Consider the following 12945-nt stretch of genomic DNA (forward strand, 5'->3'; position numbering starts at 1 on the left):
TTAATGCCGAAAAAAATAATAAGAAATCTTCAGTTCGGAGTAGGTCTTTCACTTTTGATTTTAATAGCCAGCTCGTTGGCTTCTTATTGGAGTATCCAAAATCAGATGAACCACCGTGAAAATCTTTCCAAAAGCAGACGTTCTGTAACAGCGGTGAAAGACGTTCTCGTTGCTTTACTGGATGCAGAAACAGGAAACAGAGGGTATCAGCTTACCGGAAGGGAAGATTTTCTTGAACCTTATAAACGGGGATTAAGAGAATATCCTAAAGCTTTGGTACGCGCTGAATCTTTGGATATCGATGATCAGAATCAAATTCAAAGACTTGCAGGCTTAAAAGCAGCAGTTGATCAGGTAATGCAGAACCTGAAACATTTGGTTGAGAACAGACGAAGAGGCATTATCATGACGCAACAGGAAATTACTGAGGGTAAAATCTATATGGATCAGTGCCGGAAAATTGTCAATGATTTTGTACAATATGAAGAAAACCAGGTTGAAATTAAAAATAATGATCTCAACCGTTCGTCCGGTACAACTGTCCTTTTTATCCTTTTTTCCGCCGTTGCTGCAGTGGTTGTCACTGTATTTTTCTATATAAAAATGCGCGCAGATCTTATCCGAAGAGATAAGCTTGAGAAAATGCTTAAGGCAAAAGATGAAGAAATGACGCGCCGTGTAAGTGCTATTCAAAAGATTGCCAACAGAGTAGCGAATGGGGATTACAGTGAAAAAGCGGTGGATAATGCTCAGGATGATCTTGGAGATCTGGTAGAATCTCTTAATCACATGACGGAGTCTCTCAAAACCTCTTTTGATAAGATTAATAAGAGCGACTGGCGTCAGAAAGGGCTTGCGCTACTGAATGAATCCCTGGTAGGGAATAAGACTGTACAGGAAGTTTCCAATAAATCTTTAATGCAGTTGATTGAATACGGAAAATGTATTAATGGTTCTGTGTATTTATATGATGAAGGAATTTTAAAACTTAATAAAGCATTTGGACTGGAATCCAATATGAAAAAAGCTTTTGAACCCGGAGAAGGAATGGTGGGACAGGCTTTTGTTAATGCTAAGACACAGGTTTATAATAACCTTCATGAAGAAGATTTTGTGGTTACTTTTGCCAGCAGTACGATTAAAATTTACGGAATTATATTGTTGCCGCTATTTGCAGACGGCCATATAATAGGAGTATTAGAGCTTGGTTCTACTTCTAATTTTGAGGAAGACAGAATACACTATTTTGAAGAATGCTGTACCAATATAGGAATCGCCCTGAGTGCTGCAAAAAGCAGAGAAAAAGAGCAGCAATTATTGGAAGAAACGCAGGCTCAATCTGAGGAATTACAGGTTCAGCACTCTGAGCTTGAAAATCTGAATACGGAGCTGGAAGCACAAACCCAGAAGCTTCAGGCATCTGAAGAAGAGCTTAAAGTACAGCAGGAAGAGCTGATGCAGGCTAATGCAGAACTGGAAGAGCGCTCCAGATTGCTGGAAGAAAAAAATCATTTAATTGCTGAACGTAATAATGAAATTCAGAAAAAAGTAGAAGAGCTGGCATTAAGTACTAAATACAAATCTGAGTTTTTAGCCAACATGTCTCATGAATTGCGTACTCCGCTGAATTCTATTCTTCTTTTATCCCGATTAATGACGGAAAATCCTGACGAAAATCTTAACGAAGATCAAATGGAATCTGCCAAAGTAATTCATAGTTCAGGCACAAGCTTATTAACCCTTATTGATGAAATTCTGGATCTTGCCAAAATAGAATCTGGTAAAATGACGCTTGAATATCAGGACGTAAACCTTGAAGAAGTGGTAAAAGACCTTAAGAGTCTTTTCAATCCTGTATTTCAGGAGAAAGCACTCCCGTTTAATATCGAAATCGATGCAAATGTACAGAAAGTGATCGAAAGTGACCGTCTGAGAATTGACCAGGTATTGAGAAATTTATTGTCGAATGCCCTAAAATTTACCACAAAAGGAAGCATCGGTTTACACATCAAGAAACATTCTGAAAAACCTGATTTTATCATATTCTCAGTGAAAGATACAGGCGTTGGAATAGCAGAAGATAAGCAAAAAATTATCTTTGAAGCATTCCAGCAGGCTGATGGATCTACCAAAAGAAAGTTCGGAGGAACAGGTTTAGGTCTGTCCATAAGCCGTGAAATAGCAAGACTTCTTGGAGGTGAATTGGTTCTGAAAAGTGAGATAGATAAAGGAAGTGAATTCAGCTTTATTATTCCTGCACACGCGGTGACAGAGATTATACATTCTGAGACAGATCAGGATCTTGTAGAGGTGATTCGTGAAGATGTGGAAGAAATTCAGAATATTCTTGATGAAGGAGAACCAAAAGTAATTCCGGTAAATACCCTTGAAATTCCTGAAGATGTAGCAGACGACAGAGAAAATATTCAGGAAGGAGATAAAGTCATTCTGATTATTGAAGATGATATCAATTTTGCAAAAGCTTTATTGAAATATGCCCATCTGCAGAGCTATAAAGGAGTGGTTGTGGTAAGAGGAGATTATGCTCTTTCAGCGGCTCAGAAGTACCATCCGCATGCTATTTTACTGGACGTTCAGCTTCCTGTGAAAGATGGCTGGGAGGTCATGGATGAACTGAAATCTGATCCTTATATCAAACATATTCCGGTTCATATGATGTCTGTTCTTCATCTTAAAAAAGAAAGTCTGATGAAAGGTGCCGTTGACTTTATTAACAAACCGGTAGCACTGGATAAAATGACTGACGTTTTCAGAAAGATTGAAGAAGCCTTAAAAAAAGGATCTCAAAAAGTGCTGATTGTTGAAGAAAATGCCAAACATGCCAGTGCATTGTCTTATTTCCTGAGCAATTTTAATATCTCTTTATCTGTAGAACATACGGTAGAAGATAGCGTAAAAGCTCTGACTTCTGATCTTGTAGACTGCGTTATTCTGGATATTGCGAGCGCAAAAGGAAATGATTATCACGTCATAGAATCTATCAAAAGCCATGAAGGACTGGAAAACCTTCCCATTATCATCTTTACAGAACACCATTTATCTAAAGAAGAAGAGCTTAAAATAAAGCAATACGCAGATTCAATTGTTGTAAAAACAGCGCATTCGTACCAAAGGATTTTGGATGAAGTAGGATTGTTCCTGCATCTGGTGGAAGAAAAAAATAATTCCGTAGAAAGTACTGCAGGCAGAATGCTGGGATCCCTAACAGAGGTTCTGAGTGGTAAAAAGGTTCTGATTACCGATGATGATGTCCGCAATATTTTTTCTTTAACCAAAGCACTGGAAAAATATAAAGTAGAGGTTATTGTAGCCATGGACGGAAAGCATGCTCTGGAGCAAATTCACCACAATCCTGATATAGACGTGATCCTAATGGATATGATGATGCCGGAAATGGATGGTTATGAAACCATAAAGCAGATCAGAAAAATGCCGGCATTTAAAAAACTGCCTATTATAGCGGTAACCGCAAAATCAATGATTGGAGACCGTGAGAAATGCATTACAGCAGGTGCTTCGGATTATATCTCAAAACCAGTAGATATTGATCAGCTGTTATCGCTGCTTCGCGTTTGGTTGTATGAAAGTTAAACAGATAAAATTCTGATGAAAAAGAAAATTTTAATTGTGGATGATGATCCACGTAATATATTCGCATTGAAACTCACCCTTAAGGCCCGCGGATATGCAGTAGAAACCAGTACGATGGCTCAGCAAGCTTTAGATATGCTAAAAGCTGATCCTGATTTTTCAATGGTGCTTATGGATATGATGATGCCGGGAATAGACGGATATGAAGCCGTAAGAATCATAAGAAATACGCCTGAAATTAAAGATATACCAGTTATTGCAGTAACCGCACAGGCTATGCCTGAAGACCGTGAGAAATGTATTGAGGTAGGCGCTGATGATTATGTTTCAAAGCCTATTGATGTAGACCTTTTACTAATGGCAATAGAAAAACTTTCATAGATGCTGGAACCAAGTATCGTAAAAGATGGAGAAATAGAATATCTGATCAACGATGTCTATGAGATGTATGGCTATGACTTTTCAGGTTATAGCAGGGCTTCGTTTAAAAGAAGGGTAAACAGGATATGTCTTTTGGATAGGTTTACCAGCTTCGCGGAACTTAGGTATACCCTTATGAATGATGTGGAATATCTAAAACGTTTTGTAGAAGAAGTTACAGTAAATGTTACAGAAATGTTTCGGGATCCTTCTTTTTTCAAAGCATTACGTGAGAAAGTTCTGCCCCAATTAGGCACTTATCCGCTGATTAGGATCTGGATTGCTGGTTGCTCTACGGGAGAAGAAGCCTATTCTATTGCTATTTTATTGAAAGAGGCAGGGTTGTATGATAAATCCCTGATTTATGGTACAGATTTAAATCCCGCAGTTCTTGAAACAGCCAGAGCCGGTGTTTTCCCGTTATATCAGATGAAATTATATTCTGAAAATTATATGCTTTCAGGAGGGAAACGTGATTTTTCAGATTACTATACGGCCAATTATGATAGTGTAAAATTTGATAAAAGCTTACAGGAAAAACTTATTTTATCTACGCACAACCTGGTTTCAGACAGTTCTTTCAATAGCTTTCAGCTGATTATATGCAGAAATGTTCTGATCTATTTTGATAGAGAACTGCAGGAAAGAGTTTTTAAACTTTTCGATAATAGTCTGGAAAATTTAGGTTTTCTGGCTTTGGGAGCAAAAGAAACACTCAGGTTTTCCACTATTGAAAAGAATTACCATCAGATTGAAGACCAGAAAATCTGGAAAAAGCTTGATCATCATTAATAACCAATGCTATGGAATCACAGAAAAACATTGAATTAATTGTTATAGGAGGATCAGCAGGCAGTTTACAGGTCATTATTGAAATGATCAAAAACCTGAATGATATTCTGAAAATCCCAATCGTAGTGGTGGTTCACCGTAAAGCCCAATCCGGAGACATTCTGAGAACCTTATTACAGCAGTTCACGAAAATACCGGTGATAGAAGTAGAAGATAAAACTGAAATAGACAATAATGCGATTTATATTGTTCCGGCAGATTATCATTTGCTGTTTGAGAATAAGAAAAATATGTCATTGGACAGCTCAGAAAAAATGAATTATTCCCGTCCTTCAATAGATGTTACCTTCAGGTCTGCAGCAGAAATTTATGGAGAGAATATGATTGGAGTTCTTCTGTCTGGAGCCAATGCTGATGGAGTAGAAGGGCTTTGTTATATTAAAAAAAATAACGGACAGGTATGGATCCAGGATCCTGAAACGGCAGAGGTGGAATATATGCCCAAACATGCCGTAGAAGAAATAGATTATGACCAAATTATCAAACCGGATAATCTGGCAGATTATATCAATCAGTTGTAATAGAATAACCTAAATAATATGAGCAAAAAGAAAATTTTAATTTTTGATGATGACGCTGCTATTTTGGAAGTGATTACCATCATATTTGAAGAGAATGGCTACGAGGTCAGAATCTCAGAAACTTCACATGATATTCTGGAGAAAGTAGCCGAATATCATCCCGATGTTATTCTGATGGATAACTGGATTCCGAAAATTGGAGGAGTGGAAGCCACAAAACTTCTGAAAAACAGTGAAGAATTCAATCACATTCCTGTCATTTATGTTACGGCAAACAATGATATTGCTGCTTTAGCTTCCGAAGCAAAGGCAGATGATTATGTTTCAAAACCTTTTAATCTGGATGATCTTGAAGAAATGGTGGCAAAGCATATAAAAGAGCAGGTGTAAATCTTTCGATTTTCCAAATAAAAAATCTCTCAAATTTTGAGAGATTTTTTTTATGTATTATTCAGAGCAGAAATCATTTGACTTTTTGTTACGTGATAACTGTTGACGTTATGAATTAAAGAGCGTAATAAAAGATAGAGCTGCGGGTTTTCCATAATGGTATGAGAAAATGTCTGCACAAGAATTAATTTTTTTGAAACTATATTATGTGCAGTGATATATTCAGAGCTAAGATCAATGTCAATATTTAATTCCTTATTCACCTTAAGTTTAAAATATTCATCTATTAAATACTTATCATTAATCAGGTCTAAAGATTCTATTTTCGTTTCGTCCATATTGTTGATAATTAAACTGTAAAATACAAATGTTATACCGTACTGGGGAACAATATGAGGAGATTATAACATTATAAAGAGCAATCTGATTAAAATGAATTTTGCATTGATGATAGGTTTTCTGACCGGCTCTTTAATACAGTTTGGAATAAATAGATGTTCTGGGATTCAAAAACTCTAAAAATCTTTATTTGAAAGGATATATGGATAAAAGAATCTACCCTTTAGGGGTAGATCCAGTAGATAAATACATCTCATTTTTTTAATTAGACAACAATAAAAAGCACAGCCGACAATGCTGTGCTTAAATTTTTATTTCAAATTTAATTGCAATTTCAAGAGTAGTAAGAAAAGCAAATAAAGTTTCCACTTCGATGTTTATTACATAGTAAATGTAGCAATTATTTTAATACGAAATATGAATTAAATGTTAAAATTCACAAGTTATCCACATTTTTTTGTGGATAACTTGTGGAGCTTTTTGAAATTACTGTTCAGAAAGATATTTTAAGCAAAATCATTAAGTATTCTTTCCTCTTCATATGTCACTTTTTTATTCATATTTCCATCAATAGTCATATAATATTTCTTCATGAAAAACTATTTCATTATACAGAATAAAAGAATGACCTTAGCTCATCTGCAAATAGATGAGGTAATTCTAGGGCGGCAAAATGGCCACCTTCATTCATCTTTTTAAAGCTGGTGACATTCACAAAACGTTCTGCCCATTCTTTTGGAAACTGGGCTTCGCGTGGAAATACAAGTACTCCTGCAGGAACGCTGCTTTTTTGATGAACCTGTGTTCCGCTCCATAAAGCCGCTGCATCTTCCTTATACATTCTGGCAGAAGAACCAATGGTTTGTGTGACCCAATAAATCATAATATTAGTAAGTAATTCGTCTCTGCCCCCAAATGCTGCTTCAATCAGCTCCGGAGAAGCTCCTGCATTGGTAAAGCTAATGATCCAGGCTGCCAATCCGACAGGAGAATCATTGAGACCATAGGCGAGCGAGAGATTGAGGTTTGGTAGACTGTACCATGGCATAAGCTCCTTCGCTGTACCACCACTGCTGAACAAACTGCGCGAATTCCTGTTCTTCTTTACTCATTGTGGTGAAATCTTCCTGACCGGTAGGGTATCCCACATCGGTAAGATGAACAGCTTCCAGGACTTCAGGGTATTTTGAAGTCAGTGCTTTTACTACGCCCATGCCGATATCTCCTCCTGCAGCATAAAATTTTTTGTAGCCAAGTACTTCTGTCATTAATTTTTTCCAAAGATCAGCGACTCTTTCGCTGCTGACTGCTGTTTTATCAGAAAAACCAAATCCCGGAATGGAAGGGATAACCAGATCAAAACTCTTTTCGCCCTCTGTAAGCAATGGGATAATTTTATGAAAACGGTAATAGCTATCCGGCCAACCATGAGTAAGAATCAATGGTTTTGGGTTAGGACCTTTTCCCCGTATGTATTGAAAATGAATTCGAACTCCGTCTATCAATACGATATACTGAGGATGCTGATTCAATTGCTGTTCGCGCATTCTCCAGTTATAATCATTGATCCAGTAATGGGTAAGTTCTTTTAGGTAAGTTTCGTTGGTTCCGTAGTTCCAGCCTGAGCCTTCAGGTTCTCCGGGCCAGCGGGTATTTTGCAGGCGATTTTTAAGATCGGTGATCACCGATTCAGGGATGTTTACTGTAAAGGGTTCCATATTATTATATTTTATTAGTGTAGATGTTTTTGATGGAATGTGCTGGTAGTAAGCCTATTATCAAAGTTAAAAACTTTCTCTTTTAATATATGTTGTCAAAATCATAATTTTTTGATTTTTTTAATAAGGAAAATAAGTAACTTTAATTCATTAAAATCTCGTAATACATATTACTATGAGTCAGGTGTTACTTTTAAGCCTGAACATCTTAGGTTCAATTTTCTGAACCCTATATACCTATTATTCTTATCTAAAGAAAAGACAATTCATCTTTTATAATACTAATGGTCATTAGCGGTGAATCAGCTGCTGATTATTGATATTTAATATTAAAAAAATCATTATGAAAATCCATAAAATTGCCGTTATCGGCGGAACCGGAAAATCCGGACAATATCTGGTACAAAACCTTCTTGAGAAAGGATATCATCTTAAACTTTTATTAAGGCATCCCAAGAATTTCACCCTTCAAAATCCATTAATTGAAGTGGTAAAAGGAGATGCAAGGGATACAACAGCGATCGATAAATTGGTTCTAGGAACTGATCTTGTCATGAGTACTTTAGGGCAGCCAAAAGGAGAGAAGTCTATTTTTAGTGATGCTACAAAAAATATCATTTCTGCAATGAGTCATCATGGAATCGGTCGTTATATTGTAACTACAGGCTTGAGTGTAAATACACCGTCCGATCATAAAAATGAAAAGGTAAAAATGGCGACAGACTGGATGTATCAGAATTACCCTGAGACTACAACTGATAAACAAAAAGAATATGAACTTCTTCTGGAGAGCAACCTGGATTGGACCTTGGTAAGACTACCTCTGATTCATCTTACAGAGGACCGTTTTCCAACGGAAATAAGCCTTACAGACTGCAAAGGAGAAAGTATCAGTGCTGCAGATCTTGCTGATTTTTTAGCTTCTCAGATTGAAAATTCTGAGTATATCAGGGAAAGTCCGTTCTTGTATAATATGAAATAGTAAAGAATCTATAAAGACGAAGCTGCCACAAAAGCCAAATTATTTGGCTTTTGTGGCAGCTTTCTTTTATGGGGGATCAAGATTTTCTATTTCTTACGGCCGTACATCAGGATGCGCTTGAATGCATAGATAGCCGGATATTTCGTAAACCTTTTTGCTATACGAGATTTAAATTCGGAGATGAATTGTTCTTTCTGTTCTCCTTCCAGACGTTCTACATAAGGTAACAATGCTGTTCCTGAAATAAAGGTGTATAAAGCCTCGTGATCATTCGCAATGATGGGATATACTTTCTGAAATATTTCAATATCCTGAATTCCGTTATCAAATAATATCTGGGCATAATCATCCATTGAAAGCACCGGAGAATCGCGGTTAAAATGATTTAATTGGGATGCATAAGGCTCCTCATCTGCCATTTCCGTTAGAATCTGGTTCAGAATATTTTCTTTCTGGACGGGCATTTGTATGGCTAACTGTCCATTCTCTGAAAGTAATCCAATGATTTTAGGAAATAAAGTTTCGTGATCATCAGCCCACTGTAAAGCGGCATTACTGAAGACAAGATCCCATTTCTGATCAGACAGTGCTGCTTCTTCAATGCTCTGAAGCTTAAAATGTAAATGATCGTTTTCAAATTTCTTTGATTTTTCAAGCATTTCTGCTGATGAATCAATTCCTAAGAATGTAGAACCTGTGAGTTTTTCCGTTAGAATAGAGGTTTGTTCTCCGGTTCCACAGCCTAAATCAATAGCTTTTATATTATTTTCAGGCTTAATTAATGCTGCTAAATCATAAAAGGGTTTGTAACGTACATCTTTGTATTGATCGTATAATTCGGGATTCCAAGGCATAAAGAATAATTTTGTAATGGGTTAATAAGTTGAATAAAGATAAAGAATCTAAATAAAAATCGGCTGTTTTTAAAACAGCCGATTGTATTTATTGTTCCAATTTTTCTTTGATGTATTTTGCCGTATAGGACTTTTTATTTTTAGTCAGATCTTCAGGTGTTCCTGCAAATACAACTTCGCCACCATGTTTTCCGGCTTCCGGACCGATATCGATAATATAATCGGCACATTTGATGATATCAGGCTGATGCTCAATAACAATCACTGAATGTCCAAGATCAATCAAAGCCTGTAATGACTTCAGTAATTTCTGAATATCATGGAAGTGAAGCCCTGTAGAAGGTTCGTCAAAGATGAATAATGTTTTATCTGTGGTTACTCCTTTTACAAGGAAAGAAGCCAGTTTCACACGTTGTGCCTCACCACCTGAAAGGGTAGAAGAGCTTTGTCCCAGCTGCAGGTAGCCTAATCCTACTTCCTGCAAAGGTCTCAGCTTTGTTACAATCTTTTCTTCATTATTATCTTTAAAGAATTCTAATGCTTCATCTACGGTCATATGAAGAATATCAGAGATGTTTTTTTCATCAAATCTTACTTCAAGGATTTCATTTTTGAATCGGGTTCCTTTACAAACTTCGCATTCAAGCTCGATGTCTGCCATAAACTGCATAGACACATTGATTACTCCTTCTCCTTTACATTCATCACATCTACCTCCATCCACGTTGAAAGAGAAATGCTTAGGCTTGTAACCCATCATTTTGGCCACTTTCTGCTTGGCAAAAAGATCACGGATATCATCGTAAGCCTTTAGATAGGTGACAGGGTTTGAACGGGATGATTTTCCAATCGGGTTCTGATCAATCAATTCAATATTTTTGATCAGTTTTTTCGGGAATTCTACAGAATCATAGTCTCCTTTTTTACCACCCATTCCAAGTTGGATCTGGATGTCATTGGTAAGGATCTCTTTCATCAAAGTAGACTTTCCACTTCCTGAAACTCCGGAAATGACTACCAGGCTTTCCAAAGGAACGTCTACATCTATATTTTTAAGGTTATTCTGACGCGCACCTTTAATATGAATCCATTCTTTTCCTTTTCTTCTTTTTTTCGGAACTTCAATTTCAAGTCTTCCCGTAAGATATTCTGAAGTAAGGGTATTGGCTTTTTTCAAATCTTTATAATCACCGGCAAATACCAGTTCGCCACCAAGATAACCTGCTTCCGGACCAATATCAATAATATAGTCTGCCGCTCTCATCACATCCTCGTCGTGTTCTACTACAATAACGGTATTTCCAAGGTCACGAAGATTTTTCAATACTTCGATCAGGTTTTCGGTGTCTTTAGAGTGCAGTCCGATAGAAGGTTCATCCAATATGTAAATAGAACCGACCAGAGAACTTCCTAAACTGGTTGCTAAGTTAATTCTCTGGCTTTCTCCTCCTGAAAGGGTATTGGACGTTCTGTTTAAGGTTAAATATCCTAATCCTACCTTTAATAAAAATTCCAGTCGGGTGGTGATTTCATAGATCAGTCTTTTGGCTACTTCTTTGTCATGATCAGAAAGCTTCAATCCATTAATGACAGGAGCCAGCTCATCCAAAGGAAGCTCAATCATCGATTGAATATTGTGTCCGTCTACTTTTACCCAGCTTGTTTCTTCACGAAGTCTCAACCCTTCACATGTCGGGCAAAGGGTTTTTCCTCTGTAACGGGAAAGCATTACTCTGTACTGGATTTTATAAAGGTTTTCTTCAAGCATCTTGAAGAAATTATTGATGCAAGGGAAACTGCTCCTTCCGTCACCTTTCCAAAGGAAGTTTTTCTGTTCTTTTGTTAATTGATGATAAGGTTTGTGGATAGGGAAATCACCTGCTTTTTTGATGAAATCTTTTTTCCATTCGCTCATCGTTTCTCCTCTCCAGCAGACAACAGCATCTTCGTAGATGGATAATGTTTTATTAGGAACTACAAGATCCTCATCAATTCCAATTACTTTTCCATACCCTTCACACGCCGGACATGCTCCGTATGGATTATTAAAGCTGAAAAAATGAACGTTGGGTTCAAGGAACTCCATGCCGTCCAACTCAAATTTATTGGAAAATTCTTTTACTTTTTCTGTATCGATGTTCTTTAGTGAACAATATCCGCGTCCCTCATAGAACGCCATTTGTATAGAGTCTGCAAGTCTCTGTAAAAAACTTTCGTCTTCTTCGTATGAGAAACGGTCGATGACAAGATTAATAGTCATTCCTTTTTCAGGAGTAAAACCAAAACTTTCAAGGTCTTCAATTCCTGCAACATTTCCATTGATTTCAAGCCTTGTGAAACCTGCCAGTTTTAAAATATTTAAGGTTTCTTTGAAATTGTCAACATCATATTCCAAAGGAGCAGTTAATAGAAAGGAAGTATCTTTTTTTGAAGCCTTGATGAAGTCTACTACATCAGAAACCGAATCTTTCTTCACTTCTTCTCCGGAAACCGGTGAAAAGGTTTTCCCGATCCTTGCAAATAAAAGCTTCATATAATCGTAAATCTCTGTAGAAGTTCCCACAGTAGAACGCGGATTGGAAGAAATTACTTTCTGCTGGATGGCAATAGAAGGTGCAAGTCCTTTGATATCGTCCACTTTTGGTTTTTCTAATTTTCCCAAAAACTGACGGGCATAAGAGCTTAAACTTTCTACATATCTTCTCTGTCCTTCTGCATAAATAGTATCAAAGGCCAAAGAGGATTTTCCACTTCCTGAAACACCTGTAATAACAATAAGTTTATTTTTCGGAATCAGGACGTCTATATGTTTCAGATTGTTAAGATGTGCATTCTTAACGAAAATCTGTTTCTTTATGTCTATTTCTGTTGTGTTAGCCATATTTTGTTTATTCATAAAAGTAACTGTAAAGCATTAAAACTTTCAGTATAATGGTGTTTTGCCTTAGAATTTTCCCAGGCTGTCATCAATTGAACTTTTGCCGGTATTCCCAAATTCATCTGATATTCTGCAGCTGTAATTTTTTAGATTGCCGATAGAATTACCGTTGAAAAAGAATGCTTTCATCGTAAAATTAAGACCCACAAAATTACGAAATTTTAGCGAAAAATTTACGCTTATCTTATTGTTAAAAATTGTTATTATCAACATGAAATAAGAAGGCGAAAAAGGAAATAAATCTGTTGATGAATGATAAAAATGAATATTTTTTGTGGACTTAATGTTGTTTTACGGTTTATTTTACAGTGTTTTTTAT

The 12945-nt window shown here is 36.6% G+C and carries 11 protein-coding genes; 6 read left to right on the plus strand and 5 right to left on the minus strand.

Features of this window, described 5'->3' with window-relative positions:
* Positions 1–3: 3 nt before the first annotated feature.
* From RHP76_RS01990 to RHP76_RS02010, 5 genes are read left to right on the plus strand one after another with little or no spacing between them, the layout of a single operon-like run.
* Entirely contained in the window at positions 4–3612 is a 3609-nt protein-coding gene (locus RHP76_RS01990) for a response regulator (RefSeq protein ID WP_311229351.1), read from the plus strand.
* Between the two features lie 15 nt (positions 3613–3627).
* Positions 3628–3993, plus strand: a complete 366-nt coding sequence (locus RHP76_RS01995) for a response regulator (RefSeq protein WP_062670121.1) — start codon at positions 3628–3630, stop codon at positions 3991–3993.
* Positions 3994–4824 (plus strand): CheR family methyltransferase, encoded by an 831-nt coding sequence (locus tag RHP76_RS02000; protein ID WP_062670119.1) that lies wholly within the window; start codon positions 3994–3996, stop codon positions 4822–4824.
* An 11-nt stretch (positions 4825–4835) separates the two neighbouring features.
* Positions 4836–5405, plus strand: coding sequence for a chemotaxis protein CheB (locus RHP76_RS02005; RefSeq protein ID WP_120230927.1), 570 nt, complete (start codon positions 4836–4838; stop codon positions 5403–5405).
* Between the two features lie 18 nt (positions 5406–5423).
* Positions 5424–5795 carry a response regulator gene (locus RHP76_RS02010; RefSeq protein WP_062670114.1) on the plus strand — a complete coding sequence of 124 codons (372 nt, stop codon included), beginning with the start codon at positions 5424–5426 and terminating at the stop codon, positions 5793–5795.
* 50 nt (positions 5796–5845) lie between these two features.
* Here RHP76_RS02010 and RHP76_RS02015 read toward each other — a convergent pair whose 3' ends face one another.
* From RHP76_RS02015 to RHP76_RS02025, 3 genes are all read right to left on the minus strand, one after another.
* On the minus strand, positions 5846–6133 hold the full coding sequence (locus RHP76_RS02015) for a hypothetical protein (RefSeq protein ID WP_062670113.1): 288 nt from the start codon (positions 6131–6133) through the stop codon (positions 5846–5848).
* A 608-nt stretch (positions 6134–6741) separates the two neighbouring features.
* A complete protein-coding gene (locus RHP76_RS02020; RefSeq protein ID WP_311229352.1) occupies positions 6742–7182 on the minus strand; it encodes a hypothetical protein in 441 nt (146 codons plus the stop codon).
* The gene (locus tag RHP76_RS02025; RefSeq protein WP_311229353.1) at positions 7127–7852 is read right to left on the minus strand and encodes an epoxide hydrolase family protein; all 726 of its coding nucleotides are present in this window, start codon (positions 7850–7852) and stop codon (positions 7127–7129) included. The genes RHP76_RS02020 and RHP76_RS02025 overlap by 56 nt, the downstream gene beginning before the upstream one ends.
* Positions 7853–8195: 343 nt before the next feature.
* Between RHP76_RS02025 and RHP76_RS02030 the strand changes: the two genes are divergently transcribed.
* Complete coding sequence (locus tag RHP76_RS02030) at positions 8196–8834, plus strand: NAD(P)-dependent oxidoreductase (RefSeq protein WP_311229354.1); 639 nt, start codon at positions 8196–8198, stop codon at positions 8832–8834.
* A gap of 86 nt (positions 8835–8920) precedes the next feature.
* Here RHP76_RS02030 and RHP76_RS02035 read toward each other — a convergent pair whose 3' ends face one another.
* Together RHP76_RS02035 and uvrA are read right to left on the minus strand one after the other, a co-directional pair.
* Positions 8921–9688 carry a methyltransferase domain-containing protein gene (locus RHP76_RS02035; protein WP_123278371.1) on the minus strand — a complete coding sequence of 256 codons (768 nt, stop codon included), beginning with the start codon at positions 9686–9688 and terminating at the stop codon, positions 8921–8923.
* An 88-nt stretch (positions 9689–9776) separates the two neighbouring features.
* Positions 9777–12569, minus strand: coding sequence for an excinuclease ABC subunit UvrA (gene uvrA, locus RHP76_RS02040; protein WP_062671555.1), 2793 nt, complete (start codon positions 12567–12569; stop codon positions 9777–9779).
* Positions 12570–12945: the final 376 nt, after the last annotated feature.

The sequence above is a fragment of the Chryseobacterium sp. SG20098 genome (assembly GCF_031844745.1).
GTDB classification, from domain to species: domain Bacteria; phylum Bacteroidota; class Bacteroidia; order Flavobacteriales; family Weeksellaceae; genus Chryseobacterium; species Chryseobacterium cucumeris.

Excerpts from the sequence above, each read along its gene's own strand:
- RHP76_RS01990 (WP_311229351.1), top strand. The coding sequence starts at position 4 with ATGCCGAAAAAAATAATAAGAAATCTTCAGTTCGGAGTAGGTCTTTCA.
- RHP76_RS01995 (WP_062670121.1), top strand. The coding sequence starts at position 3,628 with ATGAAAAAGAAAATTTTAATTGTGGATGATGATCCACGTAATATATTC.
- RHP76_RS02000 (WP_062670119.1), top strand. The coding sequence starts at position 3,994 with ATGCTGGAACCAAGTATCGTAAAAGATGGAGAAATAGAATATCTGATC.
- RHP76_RS02005 (WP_120230927.1), top strand. The coding sequence starts at position 4,836 with ATGGAATCACAGAAAAACATTGAATTAATTGTTATAGGAGGATCAGCA.
- RHP76_RS02010 (WP_062670114.1), top strand. The coding sequence starts at position 5,424 with ATGAGCAAAAAGAAAATTTTAATTTTTGATGATGACGCTGCTATTTTG.
- RHP76_RS02015 (WP_062670113.1), bottom strand. The coding sequence starts at position 6,133 with ATGGACGAAACGAAAATAGAATCTTTAGACCTGATTAATGATAAGTAT.
- RHP76_RS02020 (WP_311229352.1), bottom strand. The coding sequence starts at position 7,182 with ATGCCATGGTACAGTCTACCAAACCTCAATCTCTCGCTCGCCTATGGT.
- RHP76_RS02025 (WP_311229353.1), bottom strand. The coding sequence starts at position 7,852 with ATGGAACCCTTTACAGTAAACATCCCTGAATCGGTGATCACCGATCTT.
- RHP76_RS02030 (WP_311229354.1), top strand. The coding sequence starts at position 8,196 with ATGAAAATCCATAAAATTGCCGTTATCGGCGGAACCGGAAAATCCGGA.
- RHP76_RS02035 (WP_123278371.1), bottom strand. The coding sequence starts at position 9,688 with ATGCCTTGGAATCCCGAATTATACGATCAATACAAAGATGTACGTTAC.
- uvrA (WP_062671555.1), bottom strand. The coding sequence starts at position 12,569 with ATGGCTAACACAACAGAAATAGACATAAAGAAACAGATTTTCGTTAAG.